Raw genomic sequence first — 26,547 nt, 5'->3', positions numbered from 1 at the left:
TCGGTCACTCCCACGGGTGGTCGCCCGCGCGGTCGGGCCACAGCGGGTACCAGTACTCCTTGTCGCCCTCGACGCTGAGTTCGCCGTCGAGCATGTTCTCCAGTTTCATCTCCGCCGTCGAGTCCCGTTCGTGGTCCTCGTCGGGGTGGGGGGCGAAGGGGTAGTACGCCCCCCGGCGGAAGGAGTACACCCAGTAGACCAGATCGCCGGTCCGCTCGTCCTCGAAGGCGAACAGCGCCGCCAGCAGGCGCGAGCCGTAGCGGCGCTCGATGAGCGTGTCGGCGGCGAAGTGGATGGAGGTCACGAGGTCCTCGAAGTCCTCGTCGTGGAGGACGACCCAGCGGTAGCCGTGGTCGTCCTCGGTGAACTCGGCCGTCGTCCCGGTCTCCTCCGCGCCGGCCTCGAGGATGGTCTCGACCTCGTCTCTGGCGTCCCGGAAGTCCGTGCTGTCTACGTCGCCGAAACAGAGGGCCGCGTCGCCCGTCGGGACGTAGCCGAGGTCGGCCTCCATCGTCACGTAGGCCGTCGACATCCCGAACAGGTCCTCCGGGTCGGCCTCGCGGGTGGCGTCGGCCTCTGCCTTCACCCCGAGGACGCTCTTGAGTCCGTCCAGCAGTCCCATACCGTCCCAACGCGGGCCGTCGGTAAGGTCGTTTTCGTCCGTCCCGCGAGCAGGGCGGTCGACGGACGCCGCGATCCCGTGGCCCCTACCGGCTCTCCAGGTCCCGGTCGAGGTTCCGGAGCCGCTCGACGCGCTTCTCGGTGGTCGGGTGGGTCCGGAACAGCCGGCCGATCCAGCCCACGTCGATGGGGACGATGAAGAACGCGTTCATCTCGGACTGGCTACGGAGGTCCTCCTTGGGGACCTTGTCCATCCGGCTGTCCAGCTTCATCAGGGCCGAGGCCAGCGCCGAGGGCTGGCCGGTGATGGCTGCCCCGCCGCGGTCGGCCGCGAACTCCCGGTACCGGGAGAGCGCGCGGATGAGCAGGAACGAGACGATCCACACCACCAGCGAGGCGAGGATGGCGACGATGACCGGGGCCTGGTTACCGCCGCCGCGGTCCCGGCCGCCGGCGAACAGCCACCCCCAGCGGACGATCAGGAAGGCGATCGTCGAGAGGAACGAGGCGATGGTCATCACCATCACGTCGCGGTTCTTGATGTGGGCGAGTTCGTGGGCGATGACCCCCTCCAGCTCGTCGTCGTCGAGCGTGTTCACGATGCCCGTCGTCACGCAGACCGCCGCCGACTTCTTCGAGCGGCCGGTGGCGAAGGCGTTGGGCACGCGGGAGTCAGCGACCGCGACCGTCGGCTTCGGGAGGTCGGCCTGCTGGGCGAGCCGTTCGACCTTCCGGTGGAGGTCCGGGTACTCCTCGGGGGAGACCTCGCTGGCTCCCATCGAGTACAGCGCGAGCTTGTCGCTGAAGAAGAACTGCGCGCCGAGGAACACGCCCATCACGAGGAGGACCGGCAGCAGCCGACCCCTGAAGTACAGCGCGATGAAGCCCAGGAAGACGATATACAGGCCGAACAGGAGGAACATCGTCAGGGCCATCCGGCCCCGGAGTCCCCAGTCGGTTTGCCACTGCATACGAGAGTGTACGCCGCCGACGGGGTAAAAGCCCTCGTGGTACGAGTTCGCACTCGCGGACCGCGCCGCCGTGCATTTCCGTCCCCGGCGACAACCCGGGGTATGTCAGAGACAGCTCTCGTCACGGGCGGGCGCGGCCGCTCCGGGCGGTGGATCTGCGACCGCCTCGCCGGCGACTACGACGTCGTCTGTGTCGACCTCGACCACCCCGGCTGGGAGGTCGCCGAGCGCGAGCACGTCACCTTCCGGGCGGCGGACGTGACCGACGGCGCGGAGGTCCGTGACCTCGTGAGCGAGTTCGACCCGGACGCGGTCGTCCACTGGGCGGCCCTCCCAGCGCCGGAGCGCCACGCCGGCTCCCGCGTGTTCGAGACGAACGTCACCGGCGTCTACAACGTCCTTGACGCCGCCGGGCGAGCGGACGCGGACGTGGTGTGGGCCTCCTCGGAGAGCGCCTACGGGATGGCCTTCGCCGAGGAGACGCCGCTGCCGGCCTATCTCCCCGTCGACGAGGCCCACCCGATGGCCCCCGAGGACCCCTACGGCGTCTCGAAGGTGGCCGGCGAGGAGGTGGCGAAGACGGTCGCGCGCCGCGACGGCGTCTCCGTGGTGTCGGCCCGCCCCTCCTGGATCCAGTACCCCGGGGAGTACAACTGTCGGGCCGTCGCCGACGGGGACCTCGCCGGCGGCGCGGGCAACTGCTGGTCGTACGTCGACGTCCGGGACGTGGCCGACTTCGTGGCGGCGGCGCTGGCCGCCGACGTGGACGGCCACGAGGCGTTCCACGTCGCGGCCGCCGACAACTACCTCGACCGTCCCACGGCCGCGGCCGTCGAGGAGTTCTGGGGCGAGCTGCCGGCGGAGTGCGAGCTCGACGGCGACCAGTCGGCGCTCTCGACGGCGAAAGCGCGGGGCCTGCTGGAGTGGGAACCGCGCCACTCCTGGCGCGAGGCCGCCGACGCCGACGTGGAGCCGCCCTCGCTGCTGGCGGAGTGAGCGAGCCCCGGTGCGGTGAGGTGGCCCGTGGCGGAGCGCGACGTTTAACCACGCGAGCCGTCTACCCCCGGTAATGAGTCGCTCCGGCGCGTTCTGCCCCGAGTGTGGCGACGAGATCGCCGAGCCACCCGAGGACCGGCCGGACCTGCCCGGCGCGCGGGACTCCCAGCGGGTGCTGTGTGACGCCTGTTACTTCGAGCGGTTCGACCTCGTGGACGCCCCCGACCGCGTGCAGGTGCGGGTCTGCTCGCGGTGTGGCGCGGTCCACGAGGGGAACCGCTGGGTCGACGTCGGCGCGGAAGACTACACCGACGTGGCCGTCGACCAGGTCAGCGACGCCCTGGGGGTCCACGTCGACGCCCAGTCGGTCGCCTGGCAGGTCGCCCCCGAGCAGGTCGACCCCAACACCATCCGGATGCACGCGGAGTTCTCCGGCGTCGTCCGGGAGACACCCGTCACCGAGCAGGTGACCGTGCCGGTGAAGATCTCCCGGGAGACCTGCAAGCGCTGCGGGAAGATCGCCGGCGGCTCCTTCGCCAGCATCGTCCAGGTGCGGGCCGACGACCGCGTCCCGACCGACGAGGAACTGGAGCGGGCCGAGGAGATCGCCCGCGAGTACGTCGCCGACCGGGAGGCCACCGGCGACCGCAACGCCTTCATCACCGAGGCCAAGCAGGTCGACGACGGGCTGAACATGAAGATCTCGACGACCCAGATGGGACAGGGCATCGCCAAGCGCATCACCGCCCAGCTGGGCGGCTCGTACTCCGACTCGAAGCGACTGGTCAGCGAGGACGAGGACGGCCAGAAGCTCTACCGGATGACCTACGCCGTCCGCCTGCCCCGCTACCGGCCCGGCGAGATCATCGACCCCGAGGACGGCGACGGGCCGGTGCTGGTGCGCTCGGTCCAGGGGAACCTCAAGGGGGTCCGGCTGGCGACCGGCGACGCCTACGAGGCCCGCTTCGAGGACGGCCAGGCCCCCGACGCCGAGCGCCTTGGCTTTCGCGCGGACGGCCAGCCGACGACGCTGGTCGCCGTCGAGGACGCCAACGCCGTGCAGGTGTTAGACCCCGAGACGTTCGCGAGCGAGACGGTCCCCCGACCCGACTACCTCGACACCGACGCCGACGAGGTGCCCGTGTTCAAGAGCCGCGCCGGCCTCCACGTCCTGCCCGGCGAGGGGACGTAGGCGAACCTTTTACACCGTCTCGGGCGAACCCGCCCCCGATGTCCGAAAACTGGTTCCCCTCGCTCCCGTCACCGGTCCGGGCGCGCCTCCGCGAAGCCGTCGCGCTCCTCCCGGTGTTCGTCGCCCTCTCGACGCTGTTCGTCGCGGTGTTGCAGGTCATCAACGGCCTGCCGGCCGAGAGCGTCGCCGAGACCCTCGCCGTCGGACTGCTGCTGGCGACGCCGGTGACGGCGCTGCTCGTGTGGCCGACCCCGGCGGCCGTCCCCGACCTCTCGCTCGGCAGCGGCCAGCCGGCGTCCGACGACGCCGACGGCCCCGTCGCGGCGCTGCGGGACCGCTACGCCCGCGGCGAGATCGACCGCGAGACCTTCGAGGAGCGCCTCGACGACCTGCTGGCGACGGAGGACGCCCTCGGCGAGGCGGACGAAGACGCGACCGACGAGGCCGAACGCGACCCGGTGGCCGAGCGCGGGTGAGGAGCCGAAACGGTTTCGGCCGTCGAGGGGCAGTCTCCGGTCGATGAGTCCCGACCGCCTCGCCGCCGTCGTCGCGAAACCGCGCGCGCAGGCCGCCATCGACGCCTTCCGCGAGGAGGGGGTCTACGACCCCGACCGGAGCGTCCGGGCGTGGGACGCCGACAGCGTCGCGGTGCCGGTGACGGACCCGCCGTCCTCCGGCGACGTCCGCGAGGTGGTCCGGCAGGTCGGCGAGCCCCGACTGCGGGGGATCGAGGACCACCTCCGCGAGATGGGGTGGGACGACCGGGAACTCGCCGCCGCGCCCGCCTCGTGGGCCGTCGTCGGCAGCGTCGTCCTCGTGGACGTCGGCGACGCCCCCCGGCCCGGCGAGGTCGGCCAGGCGCTGCTGGCGATCCACGGCGAGGCCGACACGGTGCTGGCCCGCGGCGGCATCGACGGCCCGCACCGCGAACCGGACGTCGAGGTGATCGCCGGCGAGGGCGACACGGAGACGGTCCACACGGAACACGGCACGGAGTACGCGCTGGACCTCGCCGAGGTGATGTTCTCGCCGGGCAACAAGGCCGAACGGGCGCGGATGGGCGAGGTGGTCCGCGGGAGCGAGGGCGAACGGAGTGAGCCCTCGGAGAGTGCGAGCGGTGGAGCCGCGAGCAGCGAGGGCGAACGGGTGCTGGATATGTTCGCCGGGGTCGGCTACTTCACGCTGCCGATGGCCCGCGCCGGCGCGCAGGTCACGGCCGTCGAGCGCAACCCCACCGCCTTCCGCTACCTCGTCGAGAACGCGATGCGCAACGGCGTCGACGAGCGGGTCCAGCCCTACCGGGCGGACTGCCGGGAGGTCGTCCCGGGATTCGCCGAGGAGGCACCCGCCGACCGGGTCGTGATGGGCTACTACGAGGCCCACGAGTACCTCGACGCGGCGCTGGACGCCGTCGCCGCGGGCGGCGTCGTCCACCTGCACGAGGCCACGCCCGAGGCGCTGGTGTTCGACCGCCCGATCGAGCGCCTCGAATCGGCTGCGGCGGACGCGGACCGCGCCGTCGAGGTGCTCGACACCCGCCGCGTCAAGGGGTACAGCGAGGGCGTCGCCCACGTCGTCGTCGACGCGCGAGTGGAGTAGCGGGGCCGCGGCGTCCCCGGCTCGGACGCTACAACGCGGACTGAGCGACCACAAACTACTCACTTGCTCTGTGACAGTGTCCGGATATGCGCCGCCGCCGATTCCTCGCCTCCGTCGCCGTCGCCGCGACCCTCCCGCTGGCCGGCTGTTCGGACCCGCGCGGGTCCGTGCGCCTGACCGACGTGAGCGACGACACCGCCCTCGCGAAGCAGTGGGCGACCCCGATCGACGCCCTCTCGGACTCCTATCGCGACCTCGTCGTCGGTGCCGTCGAGGACGACGCCGAGCGCGCGACGGTGACGGACACGAACCCGCCGTTCGAGCCGCCGAACCCGATCGAGTACGAGCGGTCCTACTACGACGTCGGCTACGAGGTCACGAACGAGCGCACGCAGACGCAGTACGGCGTCGAGTCGACGTTCGACCCGGACCCCCCGCCCGAGCGGACGGTCGCCTACGCCGACCTCCCCGCCGTCGACCGGGCGAAACTCGATCGGATCCTCGACCCCGACACGGCGCGGGACTCCGGGGAGGCGTTCGGGATCGGCGTGCGCTACACGGACGCCGAGGCCGGCGAATCCGTCGTCGTCCCCGAACCCGAGTACGACGGCGTCACGCGGGAGGGCGCGACGTTCGGCATCGCCGTCCGCGACAGCCGCGAGGTGACCGTCGCCGACTACCGCTACCGCGCCGACCTGCTGGCCGCGGACGCGGCCGGGGTGGCCGCCGTCGCCCGCGAGCGGTTCCAGTTTTCCTTCGACGGCCTGCCGTCCGACCAGCGGGCGCTCCTCGACGAGGCGAAGGGCGATGAGGTCGAGTCCGAGGACCCGCCCTCGGAGGCGTTCGTCGCCCTCGTCGAGCGGTTCCGCGCCCACGACGCCGTCGAGCTGGACCCGTACTTCGGCGGGGAGTGGCTGCTCCGGGACGGCGGCGCGGACTGGTGGGCAGACGTGCGGTTCCCCGAGTCGATGCGCGGGGAGTGACCCCCTGATCTGCGACGCGCCACGGCCACCCGAAGGGAAAGGTATAGCATCGTCGGTGCCCGAAATCACGGTATCATGACCACGACTGGCGAGGAGCGCGAGCGTGGCTTCGACCACCGGGAGGTCGAGCCACACTGGCAGGCGGCGTGGGACGACGCCGACGTGTTCCGCATCGACGACGACGCCGCGGACCCGGAGTACGTGCTGGCGATGTTCCCGTACACCTCCGGCTCGCTGCACATGGGCCACGTCCGGAACTACACCATCACCGACGCCTTCGCCCGCTTCGAGCGGATGCGCGGGGAGGCGGTGCTGCACCCGATGGGGTGGGACTCGTTCGGTCTGCCCGCCGAGAACGCCGCCGAGGAGCGCGACACCAACCCCCGCGACTGGACGATGCAGTGCATCGACTCGATGAAAGAACAGCTCACGGAGATGGGCTTTGGCTACGACTGGGAGCGTGAGGTCACCACCTGCGAGCCCGACTACTACCGCTGGAACCAGTGGCTGTTCAAGCGGTTCCGCGAGGCCGGCCTCGTGGAACGCCAGGCCGCCGAACTGAACTGGTGTCCCTCCTGCGAGACCGTCCTCGCGGACGAGCAGGTCGAGGGCGAGGCCGAGCTCTGCTGGCGGTGTGACACGCCCATCGAGCACCGCGAGATGGACCAGTGGTTCCTCACCATCACCGACTACGCCGAGGAGCTGCTCGACGCGCTGGACGACCTGGACGGCTGGCCGAACAACGTCCGGGAGATGCAGCGCAACTGGATCGGCAAGCAGGAGGGCGCGAGCGTCGCCTTCGAGGTCGGCGACTACGGCGACGTCGACATCTTCACGACGCGGCTGGACACCATCTACGGGGCGACCTACTTCTCGCTGGCCCCGGGCCACCCCGTCGCCCAGGAGATCGCCGCGGACAACGAGGACGTGGCGGAGTACGTCGAGATGGCCGAGGCCGCCGACGAGGACGAGCTGGACGTGACCTCCGGCGTCTTCACCGGCGAGTACGCGACCAACCCCGCCACCGGCGAGGAGATCCCGGTCTACGTCGCCGACTACGTGCTGACCGACGTCGGCACCGGCGCGCTGTACGCGGTGCCGGCCCACGACGAGCGGGACCACGAGTTCGCCACTCACCACGGCGTCGAGATCAGGCAGGTCGTCGAGCCGGCCCCCGGGGCCGACGCCGATCCCGAGGCGATCGACGTCCAGGAGGAAGCGTACACCGAGGACGGCGTCCTCGTCGACAGCGGCGAGTACGACGGCCTGACCAGCGAGGAAGCCCGCGAGGAGTTCGTCGAGGCCTTCGACGGCGAACACCGCACGGAGTACAACCTCCGGGACTGGGGCATCTCCCGCCAGCGCTACTGGGGGACCCCCATCCCGATGATCCGCTGCGACGACTGCGGGTTCGTCGAGGTGCCCGACGAGGACCTGCCCGTCGAGCTGCCGGAGTTCGTCCACACGACCGGGAACCCCCTCGATGCGGCCGAGGAGTGGAAACACGTCGACTGTCCCGACTGCGGGGCCGACGCCGTCCGGGAGACCGACACGATGGACACCTTCGTCGACTCCTCGTGGTACTTCCTGCGGTACACCTCGCCGGACCTGACCGACGCCCCGTTCGACGCCGACCGGGCCAGCGACTGGATGCCGGTCGACCAGTACGTCGGCGGCATCGAACACGCCGTGATGCACCTGCTGTACGCGCGGTTCTTCACGAAGGTCCTGGACGACATCGACCTGCTCGACGGGGTCCGGGAGCCGTTCACGAACCTGACCAATCAGGGGATGGTGCTGGGCGAGGACGGCAACAAGATGTCCAAGAGCCGCGGCAACGGCGTCTCGCCCCAGCGGATCATCGAGGAGTACGGTGCCGACACCGCCCGGCTGTTCATCATGGAGGCCGCCCAGCCCGAGAAGGAGTTCGCCTGGAGCCCGGAGGGCGTCCAGTCGGCCCACTCGTTCCTGCAGAACCTCTACACGCTGGCCGAGAGTTACGCCGACGGCGAGATCGAGACCGGCGGCGACGACGCGAACGTCGCCGACTACGTGGCCCGCGAGATCGAGGCCACCGCCGCGGCGGCGACCGCGGAGTACGAGGACTTCCGGTTCAACCACGCCCTGCAGGCGGTCCGGGAACTGGTGTCGCTGCTGCGGCGCTACCAGGAGGCGACCGACCCCGACGCCGACACCTTCGAGCGGGGGCTGGTGACCGCGACGAAACTGCTGGCCCCAGTCGCGCCCCACGTCGCCGAGGAGATCTGGGCCGAGTTCGGCAACGACGGCCTGCTGGCGGAGGCCGACTGGCCCGACGCGGCGGCCCCCGCCGACTACGAGGTCGAGCGCCGCCTCGTCGAGAACACCCGCGAGGACGTCCGGGACATCGTCGACACCGTCGGCATCGAGGACCCCGAGACCATCACGCTCGCGGTCGCGCCGGCGTGGAAACACCGCGTGGTCGACATCGCCCGGACTGCCGACCGGGTCGTCCCAGAAGTGATGGGCAACGCGGACCTCCAGCAGTACGGCGAGGCCGCCGCCGACTTCGCGAAGGAACTGGCGGGGCGGGCCAACTACGACGAGCACCTCCCGCCCGAACGCGAGCGGGCGGCCCTGGAGCGGGCGGCGTGGCTGGTCGAGCGGGAGTTCGGTGCCGACGTGGTCGTCCAGTCGGCAGAGGAGGCGGCCGACGACCTGGCGGCGAAGGCCGAACCCGGCCGGCCCGCCATCGACATCGAGGCGTAGCGGCTCGCTCTCAGCTCCCTTCGCTCGCCTCTACCGGTTCGACGAGCCCCGACTCCGCGAGGTCACGCAGCACGTCGGTGGCGTGGCCCGAGGGCCGGACGCCCTCGTAGACGCCGACGACCTGCCCGCGCGCGAGGACGAACGTCGTCCGCTTGGGGCGGCCGTTCACGAGGTCGACGCCGAACGCCTCGGCGACGTTGCCCTCGGGGTCCGACAGCAGGTCGAAGGAGAGGTCGTGCTCGTCGGCGAACGCGGCGTGGCTGTCGACGCTGTCCGGCGAGACGCCGTATATCTCGGCCCCGCCGTCGGCGAACGCGTCGTACCGGGCCTCGAAGGCCTCGGCCTCCGAAGTACACCCCGGGGTCCCGTCCTCGGGGTAGAAGTACAGCACCGTCGGCGTCTCGAAGGCGAGTTCGAGCCGGTCGCCGGCCTGGTTGTCGGCGCGGACCGTCGGGACCGCCGTCCCGGGCGAGAGCACCATCGTCAGTTCACCGGGATGTCCGTCCCCTCGTCGTCGTCCGCTGGCCCGACCTTCGGGAGCCGGACGGTCAGGACGCCGCTGTCGTAGGTCGCCTCCGTCCCCGTCTCGTCGACGGGCTCGGGGAGGACGACGGTGCGGCTGGCCGACCGGCGGCGGCGCTCGCGCTGGACGTAGCGGCCGTCCTCGTGACTGCTCGTCTCGCTGTGCTCGGCGCTGACGGTCAGTTTGCGGTCCTCGGCCAGCTGGACGTCCAGGTCGTCGGTGTCGAACCCCGGCAGGTCGGCGCGGACGACGAAGGCGTCGCCCTCGTCGACGACGTCGGTCGGGACCGTGTCGGCGTCGACGCCGAACTGCTCGCCGAGCACGTCGAAGGCCCGCTCCAGTTCGTCGAAGGGATCGCGGTCGGTCATAGACGGCGGTACACTCGGCGAGAACTTAAGCGGCGCGTCAGTTCAGCACCGTCTCGGAGTCGTAGGACCCCAGCCGCCGGACCCAGCCGTCCTCCGCGATGGCCTCGATGTCGGCAAGCGCCGCCTGGGTGCGCTCCTCGTAGAGGCCGGCGGCGACGTCGATGTGGAAGACGTAGTCGCCCAGCCGCTCCCCGCTGGGGCGGGACTCGACGCGCGTGAGGTTGATGTCCCGGTCGGCGAACGGTTCCAGCAGCTCCAGCAGGAGGCCGGGGTAGTCGGCGTTGGGGTAGACGATGAAGGAGGACTTGCCGCCGGCGTCGGAGCGCTCGCTGGCGGGCGCGACGACGACGAAGCGGGTGGCGTTCGAGGACTGGTCCTGGATGTCCTCGGCCAGGACGTCGAGGTCGGTGCCGTTCGTGGCGTTCTCCGGGTGGCCGATGGCGGCCACGCTCGGGTCCTCGCGGGCGCGCTCGACGCCGCGGGCGGTGGAGGCGACGGCCTCCAGCTCCACGTCCGGGTAGTGTTCCTCCAGCCAGCCCCGGCACTGGGCCAGCGCCTGCGCGTGGCTGGCCACGAGGTCGAAGCTCTCCCCCTGTGCCAGCAGGGCGTGGCGGATGGGGGTGATGATCTCCCTGACGACGGCCACGTCGTGCTCGGCGAAGGCGTCCAGCGACTCCGTGACCGACCCCTCGATGCTGTTCTCGACGGGGACGACCCCCCGGTCGGCCGCCCCGTCGGCGACGCTCTCGACGATGCCGGTGACGGACTCCGAGAAGGAGATGTCGCCCCCCTCGACCGCCTGCGCGGCCCGGTGGGAGTAGGTCCCGGCTGGCCCCAGCGTGATGGTCGTCATACCCGCCCGTACTCCGGACGACGACAAAAACGGCCCGGTCGCCGCGCGTGACTGCGTCGCCGCGGCCGTCGGGTCAGGCGAGCCGGTCGATCTCCTCGTCCCGGAGGTCGATTGCCGTCGCGGCCACGTTCTCCTCCAGGTGGGCGACGTTGGCCGTCCCGGGGATCGGGAGGGTCACGTCGGAGTGGGCCAGCAGCCACGCCAGCGCGATCTGGTACCGCGAGGCGTCGTGGCGGCTGGCGATGCGGTCGATGCCGTCGACGTCGTCGAGCTCCCCCGCCGCCAGCGGGAACCACGGGATGAAGCCGATCCCGTAGTTCTCGCAGGCCGCGAGCACGTCCTCGTCCTCGCGGTTCGCGACGTTGTACTCGTTCTGGACGGTGGCGATCTCGACGATATCCCGTGCCCGGTCCAGCTGGTCGACGCTGACGTTCGAGAGGCCGACGTGGCGGACCAGCCCCTCGTCTTTCAGCTCCGCCAGCGCGTGGACGGAGTCCTCGAAGTCGGTGTCGGGGTCCGGGCGGTGGAACTGGTAGAGGTCGATCTGCTCGGTCCGCAGGCGGTCCCGGGAACACAGCTGGGCGTTCCGGAGGTAGTCGGGGTCGCCGTGGGGGAGCCAGTCGGCGTCGGTGTTGCGCAGCAGTCCGCCCTTGGTCGCGACGACGAGGTCTTCCGACGCCGTGTCCAACGTCTCGCCGATCAGTCGCTCGGAGACGCCGGGCCCGTAGGAGTCGGCGGTGTCGACGAAGTCGACGCCGAGCTCGACCGCCCGCTCCAGCACGGCACGGGCGTTCCCGACGTCGTCCGGTTCGCCGATGATCCCCTCGCCGGTGATCCGCATCGCGCCGAAGCCGAGCCGGTTCACCGTCAGGTCGCCGCCGATGTCGAAGGTGTCGCTCTGGTTCTCGACCATCGACGCCGGGTTCGCGGGCCAGCCTGAAATGGGGCCGGGTGGGTTATAGTGAGCGCTGTACCGATTTCCCGCTACGACCGCCCGTCGTCGGGCGGTCGATGCGGAACAGACGTACAACGATCACGATCGGCGGTTCCGGAGCCGTTCCAACAGGACGCGGACCTGGGTGTAGCTGCCGGCGTAGAACACCAGGACGCTCGCGGCGAAGGCCCAGATCGAGACGGTGCTGACCGAGAGGCCGAACCCGGAGGGGGCGAAGGGGTTCGCGCCCATCGTGGCGACGTAGGACGCCGTCGCCGACTCGCCGCCGAGGCCGACGGCGAACAGGCAGACGGTGAGCAGGATCGCGAGGCCGCCGGTGACCAGGCCGACACCGCGGGCGAACTCCTCCGCGTCCAGGGCCGCGTGGGCCTGTGCCTCCGTCAGCGGCGCGTGGCGGACGCGGTACGCCGCGGCGACCACGAGCAGGCCAGCGCCCAGCACCTCCAGCACGCCGCCGAAGACGCCGAGCAGGAGGACCTTCGGCGACGCCGTCGTCGGGTCCGTCGCCGGGAGGTAGGACGCGGTCCCCTCCGGGAACAGCCCGTACATCGGCAGGATCAGGGCCAGCGATCCCAGGACGGCGCTCTGGAGGAGCAACGTCTTGTGAACGGGCTGGCCGAGGAAGGCGTGTCGCTCGTAGCGGAGGCGTTCGTACGTGTCGTCGGAGAGAATCGCGCTCGTGATACGGTCGTCGTGGGTAGAGTCGGGTGCCATGATTGGGTGCCGATACCGTTCGTACGACCCTCTCTCAAGCGGCAACATAACCCTTTTGCGTGGGTCGCCGACCGGTCTCGGTAGGGTGTGGCTGTGACCGTGTGGGTCCGCACCACGGACGGCTCGGCCTCAGTCGTCGAGCGCGGTGTCGGGCCGGTAGGAACGGCTTACGACCCGCCACGCGCCGGAGTGGTACCGGTAGTACGTGATCGCGGCCGGGACGGCCGTCTCGGCGAACAGCGAGGCGTACAGCGCGAGCACCCCGATCTCGGGGACGAGGACGCCGACGGCGGCGACGGGCAGCGCGAACACGTACATCCCGGCCAGCTGGGAGTACAGCGGCCAGCGGGTGTCGCCGCTGGCACGGAGCGGCCCGGTCGCGCCGCCGTCGATCCCCCGGAAGACGACGCTGGCACAGGCGACCGCGACGAACGCCGTCACCAGTCCCAGCACCTCGCCGTCGGCGAACAGCCGCCCGACCTGCCGGGAGAACGGGAGCAGCGCGGCGGCGACCGCGAGGTAGACGCCGACGCCGAGCCGGAGGACCGTCCGGGCCCACGCCGTCGCCGCGGGCTCGTCGTCCTCGCCCAGCGCCTGGCCCACGAGGCTACTGGAGGCGAGGCTCAGCCCCCAGTTGGGGGTGTCGAGCAGCGCGCGGACCCGGAGCGCGACGACGTACGCCGAGACCACCGTCGGCCCGAACAGGCCGACGACGAACAGCCGCGGGAACTGCGCGCCGGTCCGGGCGAGGTTCGTTCCGACCAGCGGGGACCCGACCTCGGCGAGGTCGCGGGCCAGCGAGGCGTCCAGTACGGGCCGGGCGAGCCGAACCCGGATCGGGAAGTCGACCCCGGGCAGGCCGCCGCGGGCGAAGCCGACGACGAACGCGACGGTGACGAGGACGTTCGCGACCACGGTGCCGACGGCGGCACCGACCACGCCCGTCCCCAGTCCGAAGATCAGGACCGCGTTGAGCGCGACGTTGACCGCCGCCCCGCCCGCTCGCAGGACCATCGGCGCGTGGGCGTCGTCGGCACCGACGAGCGTGCGGCTGCCGACGAGGTTCAGCGCGGCGAAGGGAGCGCCGACGGCGAGGGTCCGCAGGTAGCGGGTCCCGTAGCCGACCGACCGCTCGCCCGACCCGACGAGGCCCACGAGCAGGTCCGGGACCGTCCAGAACAGCGCCGCCAGCGGGAGCGTCGCGGCGACGGCGACGGCGGCGCTCGTCGTCACCGTCACCGACAGCTCCTCGCGGGCGTCGGCCCCGTAGCGCTGTGAGACCATCCCGATGGTCCCGCCGGCGATCCCGCCGCCGACGGCGAAGACCAGTCCCCAGAACGGGGCGGCGAAGCCGACGCCGGCGATGGCCAACTCCCCCAGCGCGGCCCCGACCATCGCCAGGTCGGCCGTCGACTTCGACATCCGCGCGAGGCCGGTGACGATGCGGGGCCACGAGAGGTCCGTCGCCCGCGCGACCCGCTCGCGCTCGACGAGGCCGGCACGCGCGAGCAGGCCGCCGACGCCGAGGAGGAGGGCGCGGACGGGGTTGTAGCGGGTCGACACGCGGCCGCCCTACTTGGCGGACACGCAAATACGGCTCGGAACCGCGCCAGCGCGCAGGGTTTATGCGCCGCCCGACCCAGTCGGCGGTATGGAGACGGAGCAAGCCATCCGGTCCGGGTCGACGCAGGTGACGCTGCTGTTGCTCGTCTCGGCCGGGCTACTGCTCGCGCTGGGGCTGGCCGGCCTCGCCGGGTCGCTGGCGCTCGTCGCACTGCTTGGCGGGCTGGCGGCCGGGCTCTACCTCACGCGCCCGGACGAGTCCCGTCTCGGGTCCGTCGCCGGCGTCGACCTGGACGGCCTGCTCGCGTCGCTGTGGCTCGCCCCCGCGGTCGCGGCCGTACCGGTCGTGCTGGAGCTGGGTGCGACCCCCGAGGAGGTCCAGGCACTGGGCGGGCTCCTCGGGCTCACCGGGATGGCGAACTACTTCCTGCGGCCGCTGTACCTCATCGGCTACGGGCTCGTCCGGTCGGCGACCGACGGGAACGAACACGAGACGGTGCGGTAGTCACTCCGCGGTCGCGTCCCGGATCTCGGCCACGTCGGCGTCGGTCTTGAACGTCGTGCCGCCGTAGTGGGTCCGGGACGCGGCGTGACCCGCGGCCCGCAGCTTCGCCAGGAACGCGTCCATCGCCTCCGCCCCCCGGCCCCACCGCTTGCAGAGCCGGTGCTGATCGTAGTGGGTGGGGGTGTCCAGCTCCGCCGCGAGCGTGGCCAGCAGTTCCCGCGCCTCCTCGGCGGTACCCAGTTCGTCGGTCACCTGGTCGGCGACGGCGTCGGCGAACGCGGGGTCGCAGGTCCGGGCGAGCCAGATCGGGCCGGCGGTCCGGAGGTGTTCGCCGCAGTTCGGACACTCCGCCGGCGGGTCGGCGATGAGCCCCCGCTCGTGGGCGCGCCAGAGACAGCGCTGGCAGTGGTGGACGTGGCCCAGGTCGTCGATGCAGTCGTTGGCGACAGTCGCCCCGTGCTCGAAGTCGAGGTACGTGCGGGCGTAGTGTTTCGTCGCGTGGCTGAGGACGGGCCGGGCCGCGATGTCGTAGCGGGCGGCGGTCCGGACCATCGCCGACAGCAGCACCCGCATCCCCATCTCGGCGTGGAACTCCGTGTTGCGCGGGACCGCGCCGTAACTGCGGACGCCGCTCTCGAAGTGTGCGCCACACAGCGGCGCGGTGTCGGTCGCCGTCACGCAGAGCAGCCCCTTCGTCCCCTGGACGGCGGCGTCGGCGAAGGGGATCGGCGTCCCGAACGGGTCGACGTCGACCACGTCGAACGCCTCGGCGTGCATGAGGACGTTCGCGTCCTCGTGGCGGACCGCCCCCGCGAGGTCGTTCCGTTCGAGGTTCCGCTCGCAGAGGGCGACCGCGTCCGGATCGACGTCACAGAGCGTCGTCTCCCAGCCGTCGGCGGCGGCCCGCACGCCCCTGATTCCGCTTGCGGCGGTCGCGTCGAGATACGTCTCGCCGCCCGACCGCTCGCGGTAGGCCCGCAGGGCCGCGACGGTGATGTCGCGGTTCAGCTCCTGGACGGGGTTGAAGAAGACGTTCTCGCCCTTGCCGGCGTCGGCCTGCTCGGGCACCTCGACCGTGACCTGCCCCTCGCTGACGCGCATACCACCCTCTCCGCGCCGGTCCCGTTAAGTCGTTCGACCCTCGGCGAGTTCGTCGGCTGCCGCCCCGGCGTCGGCCGTCCGCCGCGGGAGCCGGACGGTCACGCGGGTCCCGTCGCCGGCGTCGAAGTCGAGCGTCCCCTCAAGCGTCGTCACCGCCCACCGGACCAGCCAGAGGCCGACGCCGCTGCCGTGGTCGAGGTCCGTCTCCTCGCCCCGCTCCAGCACGGCGAGTTCGTGGTCCGGGACGCCGGGACCGTCGTCGGTCACGGTCAGGACCACCTCGTCTCCGTCGACGGCGGCCGCGACGGTCACGGTCGGGTCCGGGACGTGTTCCAGCGCGTTCTCGACGAGGTTGGTCACGACCACGTCCAGCAACACCGGGCGCGTCTCGACGGTACAGTCCGCGGGCACGTCGACCGTGACGGCCCCGCCGTACTCGTCGGTCAGGGACGCGACCGCGCTCTCGACGAGGTCACGGACGGCCACCGTCTGCCGGTCCTCCCGACCGCCGGCCTCGGAGAGGGTCCGGGCCTTGTCGCCGGACTCGACCAGTCGGTCGATCGCGTCCCCGATCGTCTCCGCGAACCCGGCCAGCTCCCCGTCCAGTTCCGCCGCGAGCAGCTCCGCCCGGCCGCGGATGACCACGCCCTCGTTGCGGACGTTGTGCCTGAGAAAGCGGTTGAGGACCGCCAGCCGTCGCTCGCGGCGGATCTCCTCGGTGATGTCCTGGAAGAGAACGGTGTACCCGAGGTGGACGCCCCGCGCGTCCCGCAGGTCCGTCTGCCTGACCTTGTACGTGTGCCGGCGGTCGCCGTTCTCGACCGAGAGCCGCCCGTCCGTCTCCCCGGCGGCGAAGCTGTCGCCGACCAGCGCGTCGTCCAGCGTCTCCGTCTGCAGCGCCCGCTTGTCGGCGTCGAACATCCGCTCTGCGGCGGCGTTGAGCGTGACGATGCGCCCGTCGGTGTCGACGATGGCCACCGGCGTCGCGATGTCGTCGATGGCGGCCCGCTCGCCCGCGCGCCGGGTCGCGGGGTGGAACTCGTACATGTCGCTCCGGACGAACGCGTAGGTGTCAAGCGCGACGTGCGGGAGAAAGAGGAGCGTCGTCAGGTTGACCACCGGGCCGGCACCCAGCGCCCACACCAGGACGCCGATGCCGGGCGGGACCGGGCTCACGGCGACGGCGATGGCCTCCCGGCGGTACAGCGAGCCGTAGCTCACCACCGTATCGAGCACCAGCCCCGTCCCCAGGCTGACGAACACCATCGAGACGAGGATCACCGTGTACCCCAGCGGCTCGAAGGCGTACTCGACCGCGGTCACGCCCCAGACGGAGGCGATGCGAAACCGGTCCCACAGCAGCGCGTGCAGGGGGTTCGTCAGCACCAGGCCCGACGCGACGACGGGGAACAACCCCAGCACCGCGAACACCCGGCTCCCGACGATGTGCGTCCGCCCGGTGTACCCCAGCGCGAACGCCAGGAAGAAGAACCCGACCCACACCAGACAGAGCCACGTCACCGCCTCCAGGCCCCGCCGGAGCATCGGTGTCGACACCAGCAGCGCGACGCCGTAGGTGAAACACCAGACGCCGACGGTCGCGATGGTGGCGACGAACCACTTCGCCCCCGGCTTGCCCCAGTGCCGCCGCAGCCGGGACAGGAGGTACAGCGACCCCAGCCCCGAGGCGAACGACCCGACGGTGACCCAGGGGACCGTCATAGTCGTCAGTGGACCGCGAGCCTGTTTACGCTTCCGTCTGTCCGGCCGACAGGTCGAGCGCGACGGGGCCGCCGGTAAGCCGACGCTACCGGCCGCGAACGCGGGCCAGCGCCGGTCGGCCCGCACGAGGTCGCCCGCCGCGCGCGCGCGACGACGCGAGGCGACGCTGTTTTGTCGCGGCTCGCCGTAGCACGCCCGTGACCGCCGTCGACGACTGGGCGACGACGCTGTCTGAGGCCGGGGAGCTCTCCCCCGAGGCAGTGTCGGCCATCGTCGACGCCCACGGCGACCGCGGCCGGAAGGCCATCGAGGCCGTCGGCGAGAGCCGCGTCAAGCGCTACCGCGATTTCACCGTCGTCGTCGGGTTCGAGGACGAGTACATCGTCGAGGACGGCGACTGCGGCTGTGCCGACGCCGAGTACAACCTCGACACCGACGACCCCGACGAGCTGTGCTGGCACGCCATCGCCGTCCGGGTCGCCGAGGCCATCGACGCCGTCGACGACCACGACATGTGGTACTCGGACGTCCGCGATTTTCTGTAGACCCACTTTTTACTTCGTCGCCCTTCCTCGCGAGCCGAAGGCTCGCTGCGGAGAGGGCTCCTCGCAAAAACTTGGGGAAAAACGGCCGGTCGCGCTCCGCGCGACCGGTGAAACGGCTCGCTTCACTCGCCGTGTGCTCGCTGTGGCCTGCCTTTCCCCGGGTCGTCGCACGGAGGCGACTCCCGGCCACGCACCGCCGGGACGTCCGCCCGTGTCGGTGACGCTCACACTACGGCAGTTCGCTGATAGGGTATCAGTCCCTACGAACGGGTATGGACGGCGCGGACCGGTTTATGCTCCTCGGGCTGGTGCTCCTGTTCGTACTGATGGGGGTCGCGGTCGTCGTGAGCCTGCTCGTCGGCTGAAAACGGGTGTCGGCTACCGCTCGTCGAGGGGGACGAACTCGGTGTCCTCGGGCTGGGGACCGGTGTAGCGGGCGCGGGGCCGGATGAGCCGGTCGCCGACCACCTTTTTCGTCGTCGGGTGCGCCCACTACGTTCGCGCACCGCTCCTCGAAAAACGTGGGCGAAAAAGCGCGAATCGCTCCGCGATTCGCGTGAAACCGCGCCTCCGGCGCGGTACAGACAGCAAACGGTGACTACCGCTCGTCGAGGGGGACGAACTCGGTGTCCTCGGGCTGGGGGCCGGTGTAGCGGGCGCGGGGCCGGATGAGCCGGTTGTCGTCGATGTACTCGACGACGTGGGCGACCCAGCCGCCGACGCGGGACATCGCGAAGATGGGGGTGTAGATGTCGATGGGGATGCCCATCTGGTAGTAGGTGGAGGCGGAGTAGAAGTCGACGTTCGGGGCCAGGCCCTTCTCCTCCTGGAGGTACTCCTCGATCGTCGTGGACATCTCGTACCACTTCAGGGAGCCGGCGGCCTCGCCGAGTTCCTTCGAGCGCTCGCCGAGGATCTTCGCGCGGGGGTCCTTGACGTTGTAGACGCGGTGGCCGAACCCGGAGACGCGCCGCCCCTCGTCGAGGGCGGTCTTGACCCACTCCAGGGGGTCCATCTCGGCGTCGTCGACCTCCTTGAGCATCTCCATCACGTCCTGGTTCGCGCCGCCGTGGAGCGGGCCCTTCAGGGTGCCGATGGCGGAGGTGACGGCGCTGTGGAGGTCCGAGAGGGTGGAGGCGGTGACCATCGCCGAGAACGTCGAGGCGTTGATCCCGTGGTCGGCGTGGAGCACCAGGGCCTGGTCGAAGACGTCGGCGCTGACCTCGTCGGGCTCCTCGCCGTTGAGCATGTAGAGGAAGTTCGCGGCGTGGTCGAGGTCCTCGCGGGGCTCGACCGGCTCCTCGCCGTTGCGGATGCGGGTGAACGCCGCGATGACGGTCGGGATCTTCGCGGTGATGCGGCGGCCGACCGCGAGGTTGACGTCCTCGTCGGTGGGGTCGCCACCCTTCGCGGGGTCGAACGCCGACAGCATCGAGACCGCCGTCCGGAGCGCGGCCATCGGGTTCTCGTCGCTCTCGGCGAGTTCCCGGACCGTCGCCAGCACCCCGTCGTCGACGGTCCGCTCGCTGACCATCTCCGACTTGAACTCGTCGAGTTCCTCGGCGTCGGGGAGGTGGCCGTACCAGAGGAGGTACAGCACCTCCTCGTAGCTGGCACCGTTGGCGAGGTCCTCGATCGTGTAGCCCCGGTAGACGAGGTTGCCCGCGTCGCCGTCGATATAGCTCAGGTCGGACTCAGCGACGAGGACACCCTCCAGCCCCTTCTTGAGGTCGTCGGACATACCCGCATCGTACCCAACCTGCCGGGAAAAGCATTTTCTTTCCGGGTGCCTCAGCCGACTGTCGACCCTCGTCGAAGTGGACGATCAGCCAGTTCTGTCCGGCGGAGGTCAAACACTCACTCTTTGTGCGAACGTATTCGGCCGACTGTCGTATCCCGGCCGGTCCCGACGTGGACCCCACCGACGGTGGTCAGGCCGACGAACCACAGGGCGAGCGAGGGGGAACCGGGGAAAGACCGAAGCCCCGGCCGGACGAACGTGTCACCGTATGCCGTACTGTACGGCGTGTGGGGCCGAGGTCGGCGCGAGCGACTCGTTCTGCCGCGAGTGCGGCCAGCGGCGGGGCGACCCCGGCACCGAACAGGAGACGAACGCGACGACGGCGTCGGCCGACGGCGACGCCCTCTTCGAGCGGGGGAGCCTCTCGTTCTCGTTCGCGTATCCGACCAGCGACGGGTACGAACCGTTCCTCCTGGGGGCCGTCGTCAGCCTCCTCGGCACGCTACTGCCGCCGCTGAAACTGTTCGCGTACGGCTACGGGTTCCGACTGACCGCGACGGCCGCCCGCGGCGAGACGCCGCCCTCCTTCGACGACTTCGGCCGGCTGTTCGTCGACGGTCTGCGGGTCGTCCTCGCGCTCGCGCTCGTCGCCGGCGCGACCCTCGCCGTGGGCGTGGCAGTGGCGGATCTGACCGTTGCGCTCGGCCTCTCGCGGGGCCTGTCGAACCTCGCGCTGGTGGTGGTCGCCGGCGCGGGGCTGTACGTCACGCCCGCGGTGCTGACGACCTACGCCGCGACCGGCCGGGTCACGCGGGCGTTCACGGGGCGGGACGCCGGCGCGTTCGCCGGCTCGCCCCGGTACGTCCGGGCGTTCGCCGGCTGGGCCGCCTTCGCGTTCGCGGCCGCGACGCTCTGGGTGGCGGCGCTGCTGACGCTCCTGGCGTCGCCGTTCGTCTCGACGTACGCGGCCTACGCCTCGGCGGCGTTCTGGGGGTACCAGTACCGGGCGGCGGCCGCCGACGGCGTCGTCCCGGCGACCGCGGCCGATCCCGCGTCGTCGGTCGCCGACGCGGGCTCCCGGCGGTCGGTCCCGGAGGTCGCCGAGGCCGGCGAGCACCGGTAGCCGTCGGGACGGTCCGTCTCGGTCGCGCCGACACCGCTCGACGGCGGCCCGGTCGATCGCCGGGACGGCCGATGGATCGCCGCGGAGCGGGCGACCGAAAGCGACAGGCCGAGGCGGGGCGAACGGGCGATCGATGCCGACCGCGACCACCGACGGCGTGACGCTGCACTACGAGACCAGCGGGGACGGGCCGACCGTCGTGTTCGTCACCGACGCCGGCTACGGCGCGTGGCTCTGGGGGTGGCACGTCGACGCCGTCGCCGGCCCCTACGAGGCGCTGGTGTGGGACCTCCGCGGGACCGGCGAGTCGGACGCGCCCGCGGGCCCGTACGACGTGAACACACTGGCGAGCGATCTCGAAGCCGTCCTCTCGGCTCACGGGGTCGGGAGCGCCCACCTCGTCGGTGCCGGGTTGGGCGGGATGGTCGCGCTTGCGTACGCCCACCGGTACAACCGGGCGCGGACGCTGACGCTGTACAACACCGCCGCTGCCGGCGAGGCGCTGGACGCGGCGGCGCTGCGGGACCTCTCGCTGGACGCCGGGGCCGAGGCGTCGCTGTCGGGCGCGTTCTCACCGGCGTTCCGCGAGGAGACGGCCCTCGTCGAGCGCATCACCGAGTGGCGGCGCGCGGAGGACGCGACCGGCGACGCCTTCGAGGCGCAGGTCGCCGCGGCGCTGGCCTTCGACGCGCCGCCGCTGTACGAGGTGACGCTGCCGACCGCGGTGTACTACGGCGTCGACGACCCGGTGGTGCCGACGGCCGCCGCCGAGTCGCTGGCCGCCGACCTCCCCCGGGGCGAGGCGACCGCCGTCGAGGGCCGCCACTGCTCGTACGTCGAGCACGCGCCCGCGGTCACGGACCGGCTGACCGCGTTCCTCGACGAGCACGCCGACCCCGGGCTTTAATTCCCGGCCCGTCGAGTCGGCTGGTATGTCCCCGCAGGACGACGATCACGACGAGGCGGACGAGTCGCCACCCGACGAGAACGCCGACGCGGCCGACGACGAGGCGGCGAGCAGGGCCGCTTCCGATCCCGACGCCGAGGCGGCCGAGGACACCGAGAGCGAGCCGGAGCCCGACGACGCGCCGGCCGACGAGGCCGACGAGGCGGCCGACACGGCGACGGCGGACGAGGCGGACGCGAGCAGGGCCGCTTCCGACCCGGACGCGGAGGCCGCCGACGACGGCGACGCAGACCCGACGGACGACGCCGACGAGGACGACGACGCGGGGTCGACCGGAGGCGACGATGCCGACGACGAGACGGAGTCGACCGGGGGCGACGATGCCGACGACGAGTGGACGCCCAGCGCCGCGGAGTTCGACGCGGACACAGACGCCGACGAGTCCGACGCGGACACAGACGCCGGCGAGTCCGACGCGGACACAGACGCCGACGAGAAGTACTGTCACTCCTGTGGCACGGCACTGGACCCGGACACGAAGTTCTGCCCCGAGTGCGGGGCCGACCAGAGCGAGGCCGGGAGCGACGGCGGGTCGGGCGGTGGGAGCAAGAAGGACCGAGTGACGGCGGGGGTCTTCGCGCTGATCCTCGGGAGCTTCGGAGCCCACCACTTCTACCTCGGCAACACCGGCATCGGCGTCCTCTACCTCTGTTTCTTCTGGACCGGGCTGCCGGGCCTGGCCGGCATCATCGAGGGGATCATCTACCTGACCAAGACCGACGAGGAGTTCCAGCGGCGGTACGTCGACGACTGAGCGATGCCCACAGACCGGACCGAACTGCGCCGCGAACTCCGTCGCGGGCTGGCCGCGACGGCACCCTACCTCCTCTCGCACCACACGCCCGCGGAGTACCACCGCTGTCACCGGCTCTCGGTCGCCGGCCGCACCGTCCGGCTCTGTGCGCGGTGTTCGGGCGTCTACCCCGGGATCGCGCTGGGCGTGACGGCGTTCCTGCTCGGGGTCGGACGGGGGGCGTGGTTCCCGCTGGTCGCCGTCGGCCCGCTGCCGGCGCTGGTCGACTGGACCGCGACGACGTTCACCGACCGGCGGGGCCACAACGCCGTCCGGACGGCCACCGGACTCCTGCTGGGGGCGGCATACGGCGTCGCGGTCCCGTGGTTCCTGACGACGCTCGCGCCCGCACTGCTGGCGGTCGCGGTCTGGTACGGCGCGCTCGCGGCGGCCGGCCTGTGGCTGTCCGAGTGAGCGGCAACGTTTCCGGCGATGCGTGGTCTTTTTGTGGCCGAACGGATAGGTACCGACAGATGACGCTGCGCATCGCCCTGCTGAACGCGGCCCACGACGGCGCGGACAACCGTCGGAACTTCCGGCGCGAACTCGACGCCGACCTCGTGGAGTACGACGTCACCGAACGCGAACTGCCCGACGACTTCGCGTTCGACGCCTGTCTGCTCACGGGCTCTCGCGCCTCCGCGTACTGGGACGAGCCGTGGATCCGCGAGCTGGAGTCGTGGGTCCGCGAGGCCGTCGACCGCGGGCTGCCGTTCCTGGGCGTCTGTTTCGGCCACCAGCTGCTGGCCCGCGCGCTGGGCGGCCGGGTCGCGCCGATGGACGACTACGAGATCGGCTACCGCACCGTCGAACACGACGGCTCGACGCCGCTGCTTGACGGCGTCTCCGAGTCGTTCACCGTGTTCACCACCCACTCCGACACCGTCGCGGAGGTGCCGCCGGGCGCGACGCAGTTCGCACAGAACGACTACGGCGTCCACGGCTTCCGCCAGGGCGACGTGTTCGCGGTCCAGTTCCACCCCGAGTACGACCCCGAGACGGCCGAGCGGGTCACCGCGGGCAAGGACCTGCCCGAGGCGCGCATCGAACGGGTGCTCGACGGCATCACCGAGGAGAACTACGCCGCGGCCTGCGAGGCCAAGCAGCTCTTCGAGAACTTCACCGACTACGTGCGCGAGCGGGGCCGGGACGCGTCGGCGACGGCCGGCGGCGACGGGCTCGGGGCCGACGCGTCGACCGCCGCGGACGACGACTGATCGCCCGTCGGCGGGTCGGTCCCGTCGCCGGCGGGGCCGACGCGTCGACCGCCAACCCTTTCGTGTCAGGCAGCCGAAAAGGAGGGTATGCGCCTCGCCCTCGCCCTCGCGGTGTGCTGTCTGACCGCCGGCTGTCTCGGTCTGGGCGGTGGACCGGCCGACCCCACGGGGACGCTCCAGTTCTCGGTGACCAACGGCGACGACCGGCCGTACGACGTGGGACTCTCGGTCGTCCCGGACGAGCCCACCGGCGTCGCGTTCACCTACGCCAACGGGACGACCCGCCAGCGCCCGATCGGGGACCTGACTGGCGTGTCGCCGGCGGCGCTGACGAACGTCACGGACGTCCGACTGCTCGGGGCGAACGTCACGACCGAGACGTTCCGCGTCCCGGCCGACAGCGGCATCGGGACCACGGTCGACGACGTCGAACCCGGCGCGTCGGTCTGGGTCGTGGTACGGACGACGACCGGCGACAGCCGCGTCCGCGCGTGGGCGCAGTTCAGTTGCCGGCGCGGGACCGAGTCCGTCCGGGGCGATCTGACGATCACGCCCGACGGTGCCGTCGCCTTCCAGACGACGTGTGGTGTCGACGCGACCGCCGACGGGTAGTCACCGGCGGAGGATCGCGACCGCGAGCGGCGCGGCGACAAGCAGGACGACGACCCCGTAGATGGGTGACAACACCGCGACGACGGCGACCAGGACGAGGAGGGTGACCATCGCGATCAGCTTCTGTCCGAGCGAGAGCATACCGGGCCGTCGGCGGCCGGGTACCTAAAGTGTCAGGTGAATCGCCCGGTCTCGGCCCCGCAGGCGGTACACAGCGTCACCAGCGCGTCCCGGTCGTCGGTGAGTTCGACGCGCTGTTCGGTGCGGCCGCCACAGTCCTCGCAGCGGCGGACCATCTCCGTCTCGCGGGCGTCCTTGGGCGCGCCCAGCGCCAGCGCGACCACGCGCTCGTCGCCGTCGTTGCGCCCCAGCTGCCACTCGCCGGGGGCGAACCGGACGGCCTCGCCCGCGTCGACGGTCACGTCGCCGTCCTCGGTCTCGAAGGTGGCGGTGCCGGCCTGGACGTAGAACACCTCCTCCTGGGCGGGGTGGCGGTGGTAGCCCAGGCCGAACGTCTCGCCCGGCGCGAGCTCGTAGTAGTTGGCCGCCAGGTCAGTGGTGTCGAGCGCGTTCGACAGCGACCGCTTCACGTCGGCCGGTCCCATCCGCGAGTCGACGTCGTCGAGGCTGACGTGCTCCATACGGGGGCTGTGGAGTGGCGGCGGTAAAACGTTGTGCGGGGGAGGGCAGACCGTGCGGGGGCGACGGGACTACTCTCGCCGGTCGATGTCGAGTTCCTCGTCGAGGTCCTCGAGCCAGTCGGCGTCCTCGAGCTCCGCCATCTGTTCGCGGAAGTGCGTCTTGCAGACCCCGACTTTCACGCCGTCGCTCTCGACGGCGATGTCCGCGTCCCGGTCGCAGTAGTGACACTGCATACGCGACGGTTGGTGCCCGAGCGCATTGAACCCTCGGATTGCGTCTGCCGGCCGTCAGACGACGGCGTCCCGGACGCGGTGCCACCCGGCGGCGTCCAGGCCCGCCCGTCCCAGCCGGTCGTCGTGGGCGTCGCTGCCGCCGGTCGGGAGGAGGTCGTGGGCCTCGACGGCGTCCGCGACGGGGTCGGTGTCGGCCGCGAACCCGTAGGGGTAGCACAGTTCGACGGCGTCCAGTTGCGCGCAGCGGGCCAGCGCGGCCTCGGTGTCGTCGTACCGACAGGGGTGGGCGAGCCCGACCAGCCCGCAGGCGTCGGCCAGCAGCGCCCGGCCCCGCTCGAAGGAGGGCACGTCCCGGGCGACGTAGCAGGGACAGTCCGCGCCGATGAGGTGCTCGAAGGCCCCCTCGTAGGAGTAGTCGGACACCTCGGCGATCGCCCGCGCGATGTGTGGCCGACCCAGCCCCTCTCGGGGTTCGACCGGGAGCGAGGCGTCCAGCCGTTCCTCGACGCACTCGATGATCCGGCGGCCCCGCTCGCGGCGGTCCCGCTGGATGCGCTCGCACTCGGCGACCAGCTCCTCCGTCGGGTCGACGCCGTAGCCCAGCAGATCCAGCCGCTGTGTGTCGGTCTCGACCCGCAGTTCGATCCCGTGGACCACCTCGACGCCGTCCCGAGTGGTCAGCGGCCCGTCGAGGTGGGGGTTGATCCGGTCGTGGTCGGTGATCGCGACGGCCTCGACGCCGGCCGTCCGGGCGGCGGCCGGAACGTCGGCGAGTTCGAGCGACCCGTCGGAGCGCGTCGTGTGGACGTGGAGGTCCGCGACAACCATACCGAGGCGTTCGGGGCCAGCGGCAAGCATCTTCCCCTCGCCGTCCGTGTCACGGCGTCTCCCGTGGTCCTTAAACTCACTAGGGAGTATTAACATTATAAATAGTGAAGGTTTATTATCGACCATCCACTTTCGGGAGATATGCGGATGCTAACCGACGCGACGGAGGCGTTCGAGGCGCACGACTACCCGATGACGACGGAGGAGCTCATCGAGGCCGAGGGCGACACCACACTGGAACTGCCCAACGGCACGGAGACGGTCGGCGACGCGCTCGGCCGCTCGGCCCCGGAGACGTTCGAGACGGCCGAGGACGCGATGCTCACGACGTGTGCCGGGCTGTCGAGCAAGGCAATCGGCCGCAAGGGATACTCCGACCGCGACCCCATCGCGATGGGCGAGGAGGGTCCCGACGAGGTCTCGTTCTAGGCG

The 26,547-nt window shown here is 71.4% G+C and carries 30 protein-coding genes; 15 read left to right on the top strand and 15 right to left on the bottom strand.

All coding sequences use genetic code 11. From position 1 onward, the window contains the following. Nucleotides 1–4 precede the first annotated feature (4 nt). Both pspAB and htpX read right to left on the bottom strand, forming a co-directional pair. Nucleotides 5–622 (bottom strand): PspA-associated protein PspAB, encoded by a 618-nt coding sequence (gene pspAB, locus P0592_RS04980; protein ID WP_276273170.1) that lies wholly within the window; start codon nt 620–622, stop codon nt 5–7. A gap of 85 nt (nt 623–707) precedes the next feature. Continuing rightward, on the bottom strand, nt 708–1,592 hold the full coding sequence (gene htpX / locus P0592_RS04975) for a zinc metalloprotease HtpX (protein ID WP_276273169.1): 885 nt from the start codon (nt 1,590–1,592) through the stop codon (nt 708–710). A 102-nt stretch (nt 1,593–1,694) separates the two neighbouring features. Here htpX and P0592_RS04970 point away from each other — a divergent pair, with 102 nt between their 5' ends. From P0592_RS04970 to leuS, 6 genes are all read left to right on the top strand, one after another. Then, nucleotides 1,695–2,588, top strand: a complete 894-nt coding sequence (locus P0592_RS04970) for an NAD-dependent epimerase/dehydratase family protein (protein WP_276273168.1) — start codon at nt 1,695–1,697, stop codon at nt 2,586–2,588. Nucleotides 2,589–2,661: 73 nt separating this feature from the next. Next, on the top strand, nt 2,662–3,780 hold the full coding sequence (locus P0592_RS04965) for a 60S ribosomal export protein NMD3 (protein WP_276273167.1): 1,119 nt from the start codon (nt 2,662–2,664) through the stop codon (nt 3,778–3,780). 38 nt (nt 3,781–3,818) lie between these two features. Further along, entirely contained in the window at nt 3,819–4,256 is a 438-nt protein-coding gene (locus P0592_RS04960; protein WP_276273166.1) for an SHOCT domain-containing protein, read from the top strand. A gap of 43 nt (nt 4,257–4,299) precedes the next feature. After that, on the top strand, nt 4,300–5,379 hold the full coding sequence (locus P0592_RS04955; RefSeq protein WP_276273165.1) for a class I SAM-dependent methyltransferase: 1,080 nt from the start codon (nt 4,300–4,302) through the stop codon (nt 5,377–5,379). Nucleotides 5,380–5,465: 86 nt separating this feature from the next. Continuing rightward, nucleotides 5,466–6,362, top strand: a complete 897-nt coding sequence (locus P0592_RS04950; protein ID WP_276273164.1) for a hypothetical protein — start codon at nt 5,466–5,468, stop codon at nt 6,360–6,362. Between the two features lie 75 nt (nt 6,363–6,437). Beyond that, nucleotides 6,438–9,110 (top strand): leucine--tRNA ligase, encoded by a 2,673-nt coding sequence (leuS, locus tag P0592_RS04945; protein ID WP_276273163.1) that lies wholly within the window; start codon nt 6,438–6,440, stop codon nt 9,108–9,110. A 10-nt stretch (nt 9,111–9,120) separates the two neighbouring features. On the opposite strand, the gene P0592_RS04940 is transcribed toward leuS, so the two are convergent. The 6 genes from P0592_RS04940 to P0592_RS04915 all read right to left on the bottom strand — a co-directional run bounded on the left by P0592_RS04940 (nt 9,121) and on the right by P0592_RS04915 (nt 14,086). Next, entirely contained in the window at nt 9,121–9,591 is a 471-nt protein-coding gene (locus P0592_RS04940; protein WP_276273162.1) for a peroxiredoxin, read from the bottom strand. 2 nt (nt 9,592–9,593) lie between these two features. Then, nucleotides 9,594–10,001, bottom strand: a complete 408-nt coding sequence (locus P0592_RS04935; RefSeq protein ID WP_276273161.1) for an Hsp20/alpha crystallin family protein — start codon at nt 9,999–10,001, stop codon at nt 9,594–9,596. A 37-nt stretch (nt 10,002–10,038) separates the two neighbouring features. Continuing rightward, nucleotides 10,039–10,854 carry a prephenate dehydratase gene (gene pheA / locus P0592_RS04930; protein ID WP_276273160.1) on the bottom strand — a complete coding sequence of 272 codons (816 nt, stop codon included), beginning with the start codon at nt 10,852–10,854 and terminating at the stop codon, nt 10,039–10,041. Nucleotides 10,855–10,927: 73 nt separating this feature from the next. Next, the gene (locus P0592_RS04925) at nt 10,928–11,767 is read right to left on the bottom strand and encodes an aldo/keto reductase (protein ID WP_276273159.1); all 840 of its coding nucleotides are present in this window, start codon (nt 11,765–11,767) and stop codon (nt 10,928–10,930) included. Between the two features lie 120 nt (nt 11,768–11,887). Continuing rightward, nucleotides 11,888–12,523 carry a hypothetical protein gene (locus tag P0592_RS04920; RefSeq protein WP_276273158.1) on the bottom strand — a complete coding sequence of 212 codons (636 nt, stop codon included), beginning with the start codon at nt 12,521–12,523 and terminating at the stop codon, nt 11,888–11,890. 129 nt (nt 12,524–12,652) lie between these two features. Further along, nucleotides 12,653–14,086, bottom strand: coding sequence for an MATE family efflux transporter (locus P0592_RS04915; protein WP_276273157.1), 1,434 nt, complete (start codon nt 14,084–14,086; stop codon nt 12,653–12,655). Between the two features lie 88 nt (nt 14,087–14,174). Between P0592_RS04915 and P0592_RS04910 the strand changes: the two genes are divergently transcribed. After that, the gene (locus P0592_RS04910) at nt 14,175–14,591 is read left to right on the top strand and encodes a hypothetical protein (RefSeq protein ID WP_276273156.1); all 417 of its coding nucleotides are present in this window, start codon (nt 14,175–14,177) and stop codon (nt 14,589–14,591) included. Here P0592_RS04910 and P0592_RS04905 read toward each other — a convergent pair whose 3' ends face one another. Beyond that, nucleotides 14,592–15,692, bottom strand: coding sequence for a tRNA (guanine(26)-N(2))-dimethyltransferase (locus P0592_RS04905; protein ID WP_276273155.1), 1,101 nt, complete (start codon nt 15,690–15,692; stop codon nt 14,592–14,594). Nucleotides 15,693–15,716: 24 nt separating this feature from the next. Beyond that, nucleotides 15,717–17,414 carry a sensor histidine kinase gene (locus P0592_RS04900; RefSeq protein ID WP_276273154.1) on the bottom strand — a complete coding sequence of 566 codons (1,698 nt, stop codon included), beginning with the start codon at nt 17,412–17,414 and terminating at the stop codon, nt 15,717–15,719. Between the two features lie 197 nt (nt 17,415–17,611). On the opposite strand from P0592_RS04900, the gene P0592_RS04895 reads away from it, so the two are divergent. After that, nucleotides 17,612–17,959 carry a hypothetical protein gene (locus P0592_RS04895; protein ID WP_276273153.1) on the top strand — a complete coding sequence of 116 codons (348 nt, stop codon included), beginning with the start codon at nt 17,612–17,614 and terminating at the stop codon, nt 17,957–17,959. Between the two features lie 598 nt (nt 17,960–18,557). Here the strand turns inward: P0592_RS04895 and citZ are convergent. Then, nucleotides 18,558–19,700 (bottom strand): citrate synthase, encoded by a 1,143-nt coding sequence (citZ, locus tag P0592_RS04890; RefSeq protein WP_276273152.1) that lies wholly within the window; start codon nt 19,698–19,700, stop codon nt 18,558–18,560. 268 nt (nt 19,701–19,968) lie between these two features. Between citZ and P0592_RS04885 the strand changes: the two genes are divergently transcribed. From P0592_RS04885 to P0592_RS04860, 6 genes are all read left to right on the top strand, one after another. Then, nucleotides 19,969–20,823, top strand: a complete 855-nt coding sequence (locus P0592_RS04885) for a DUF4013 domain-containing protein (RefSeq protein ID WP_276273151.1) — start codon at nt 19,969–19,971, stop codon at nt 20,821–20,823. Between the two features lie 133 nt (nt 20,824–20,956). Continuing rightward, a complete protein-coding gene (locus P0592_RS04880; protein ID WP_276273150.1) occupies nt 20,957–21,730 on the top strand; it encodes an alpha/beta fold hydrolase in 774 nt (257 codons plus the stop codon). 25 nt (nt 21,731–21,755) lie between these two features. Continuing rightward, nucleotides 21,756–22,544, top strand: coding sequence for an NINE protein (locus P0592_RS04875; RefSeq protein WP_276273149.1), 789 nt, complete (start codon nt 21,756–21,758; stop codon nt 22,542–22,544). Between the two features lie 3 nt (nt 22,545–22,547). Beyond that, nucleotides 22,548–22,997 (top strand): DUF2085 domain-containing protein, encoded by a 450-nt coding sequence (locus P0592_RS04870; RefSeq protein WP_276273148.1) that lies wholly within the window; start codon nt 22,548–22,550, stop codon nt 22,995–22,997. Between the two features lie 59 nt (nt 22,998–23,056). Further along, a complete protein-coding gene (locus P0592_RS04865; RefSeq protein WP_276273147.1) occupies nt 23,057–23,800 on the top strand; it encodes a type 1 glutamine amidotransferase in 744 nt (247 codons plus the stop codon). 87 nt (nt 23,801–23,887) lie between these two features. Continuing rightward, on the top strand, nt 23,888–24,412 hold the full coding sequence (locus P0592_RS04860; protein WP_276273146.1) for a hypothetical protein: 525 nt from the start codon (nt 23,888–23,890) through the stop codon (nt 24,410–24,412). Here P0592_RS04860 and P0592_RS04855 read toward each other — a convergent pair whose 3' ends face one another. The 4 genes from P0592_RS04855 to P0592_RS04840 all read right to left on the bottom strand — a co-directional run bounded on the left by P0592_RS04855 (nt 24,413) and on the right by P0592_RS04840 (nt 26,115). After that, nucleotides 24,413–24,553, bottom strand: a complete 141-nt coding sequence (locus tag P0592_RS04855) for a hypothetical protein (protein WP_276273145.1) — start codon at nt 24,551–24,553, stop codon at nt 24,413–24,415. Nucleotides 24,554–24,585: 32 nt separating this feature from the next. Further along, complete coding sequence (locus P0592_RS04850; protein WP_276273144.1) at nt 24,586–25,053, bottom strand: cupin domain-containing protein; 468 nt, start codon at nt 25,051–25,053, stop codon at nt 24,586–24,588. A 69-nt stretch (nt 25,054–25,122) separates the two neighbouring features. Beyond that, nucleotides 25,123–25,287 carry a DUF6757 family protein gene (locus P0592_RS04845; protein WP_276273143.1) on the bottom strand — a complete coding sequence of 55 codons (165 nt, stop codon included), beginning with the start codon at nt 25,285–25,287 and terminating at the stop codon, nt 25,123–25,125. A gap of 54 nt (nt 25,288–25,341) precedes the next feature. Next, nucleotides 25,342–26,115, bottom strand: a complete 774-nt coding sequence (locus tag P0592_RS04840; RefSeq protein WP_276273142.1) for a PHP domain-containing protein — start codon at nt 26,113–26,115, stop codon at nt 25,342–25,344. A gap of 141 nt (nt 26,116–26,256) precedes the next feature. Here P0592_RS04840 and P0592_RS04835 point away from each other — a divergent pair, with 141 nt between their 5' ends. After that, on the top strand, nt 26,257–26,544 hold the full coding sequence (locus P0592_RS04835) for a DUF5789 family protein (RefSeq protein WP_276273141.1): 288 nt from the start codon (nt 26,257–26,259) through the stop codon (nt 26,542–26,544). Nucleotides 26,545–26,547: the final 3 nt, after the last annotated feature.

Origin of the sequence: Haloarcula litorea, from assembly GCF_029338195.1 — an archaeon.
Classification (GTDB): domain Archaea; phylum Halobacteriota; class Halobacteria; order Halobacteriales; family Haloarculaceae; genus Haloarcula; species Haloarcula litorea.
Note: the sequence above shows the minus strand (reverse complement) of the source record. Positions and strands in the feature narration are given on the sequence as shown.

Excerpts from the sequence above, each read along its gene's own strand:
- pspAB (WP_276273170.1), bottom strand. The coding sequence starts at position 622 with ATGGGACTGCTGGACGGACTCAAGAGCGTCCTCGGGGTGAAGGCAGAG.
- htpX (WP_276273169.1), bottom strand. The coding sequence starts at position 1,592 with ATGCAGTGGCAAACCGACTGGGGACTCCGGGGCCGGATGGCCCTGACG.
- P0592_RS04970 (WP_276273168.1), top strand. The coding sequence starts at position 1,695 with ATGTCAGAGACAGCTCTCGTCACGGGCGGGCGCGGCCGCTCCGGGCGG.
- P0592_RS04965 (WP_276273167.1), top strand. The coding sequence starts at position 2,662 with ATGAGTCGCTCCGGCGCGTTCTGCCCCGAGTGTGGCGACGAGATCGCC.
- P0592_RS04960 (WP_276273166.1), top strand. The coding sequence starts at position 3,819 with ATGTCCGAAAACTGGTTCCCCTCGCTCCCGTCACCGGTCCGGGCGCGC.
- P0592_RS04955 (WP_276273165.1), top strand. The coding sequence starts at position 4,300 with ATGAGTCCCGACCGCCTCGCCGCCGTCGTCGCGAAACCGCGCGCGCAG.
- P0592_RS04950 (WP_276273164.1), top strand. The coding sequence starts at position 5,466 with ATGCGCCGCCGCCGATTCCTCGCCTCCGTCGCCGTCGCCGCGACCCTC.
- leuS (WP_276273163.1), top strand. The coding sequence starts at position 6,438 with ATGACCACGACTGGCGAGGAGCGCGAGCGTGGCTTCGACCACCGGGAG.
- P0592_RS04940 (WP_276273162.1), bottom strand. The coding sequence starts at position 9,591 with ATGGTGCTCTCGCCCGGGACGGCGGTCCCGACGGTCCGCGCCGACAAC.
- P0592_RS04935 (WP_276273161.1), bottom strand. The coding sequence starts at position 10,001 with ATGACCGACCGCGATCCCTTCGACGAACTGGAGCGGGCCTTCGACGTG.
- pheA (WP_276273160.1), bottom strand. The coding sequence starts at position 10,854 with ATGACGACCATCACGCTGGGGCCAGCCGGGACCTACTCCCACCGGGCC.
- P0592_RS04925 (WP_276273159.1), bottom strand. The coding sequence starts at position 11,767 with ATGGTCGAGAACCAGAGCGACACCTTCGACATCGGCGGCGACCTGACG.
- P0592_RS04920 (WP_276273158.1), bottom strand. The coding sequence starts at position 12,523 with ATGGCACCCGACTCTACCCACGACGACCGTATCACGAGCGCGATTCTC.
- P0592_RS04910 (WP_276273156.1), top strand. The coding sequence starts at position 14,175 with ATGGAGACGGAGCAAGCCATCCGGTCCGGGTCGACGCAGGTGACGCTG.
- P0592_RS04905 (WP_276273155.1), bottom strand. The coding sequence starts at position 15,692 with ATGCGCGTCAGCGAGGGGCAGGTCACGGTCGAGGTGCCCGAGCAGGCC.
- P0592_RS04900 (WP_276273154.1), bottom strand. The coding sequence starts at position 17,414 with ATGACGGTCCCCTGGGTCACCGTCGGGTCGTTCGCCTCGGGGCTGGGG.
- citZ (WP_276273152.1), bottom strand. The coding sequence starts at position 19,700 with ATGTCCGACGACCTCAAGAAGGGGCTGGAGGGTGTCCTCGTCGCTGAG.
- P0592_RS04885 (WP_276273151.1), top strand. The coding sequence starts at position 19,969 with ATGCCGTACTGTACGGCGTGTGGGGCCGAGGTCGGCGCGAGCGACTCG.
- P0592_RS04880 (WP_276273150.1), top strand. The coding sequence starts at position 20,957 with ATGCCGACCGCGACCACCGACGGCGTGACGCTGCACTACGAGACCAGC.
- P0592_RS04875 (WP_276273149.1), top strand. The coding sequence starts at position 21,756 with ATGTCCCCGCAGGACGACGATCACGACGAGGCGGACGAGTCGCCACCC.
- P0592_RS04870 (WP_276273148.1), top strand. The coding sequence starts at position 22,548 with ATGCCCACAGACCGGACCGAACTGCGCCGCGAACTCCGTCGCGGGCTG.
- P0592_RS04865 (WP_276273147.1), top strand. The coding sequence starts at position 23,057 with ATGACGCTGCGCATCGCCCTGCTGAACGCGGCCCACGACGGCGCGGAC.
- P0592_RS04860 (WP_276273146.1), top strand. The coding sequence starts at position 23,888 with ATGCGCCTCGCCCTCGCCCTCGCGGTGTGCTGTCTGACCGCCGGCTGT.
- P0592_RS04855 (WP_276273145.1), bottom strand. The coding sequence starts at position 24,553 with ATGCTCTCGCTCGGACAGAAGCTGATCGCGATGGTCACCCTCCTCGTC.
- P0592_RS04850 (WP_276273144.1), bottom strand. The coding sequence starts at position 25,053 with ATGGAGCACGTCAGCCTCGACGACGTCGACTCGCGGATGGGACCGGCC.
- P0592_RS04845 (WP_276273143.1), bottom strand. The coding sequence starts at position 25,287 with ATGCAGTGTCACTACTGCGACCGGGACGCGGACATCGCCGTCGAGAGC.
- P0592_RS04840 (WP_276273142.1), bottom strand. The coding sequence starts at position 26,115 with ATGGTTGTCGCGGACCTCCACGTCCACACGACGCGCTCCGACGGGTCG.
- P0592_RS04835 (WP_276273141.1), top strand. The coding sequence starts at position 26,257 with ATGCGGATGCTAACCGACGCGACGGAGGCGTTCGAGGCGCACGACTAC.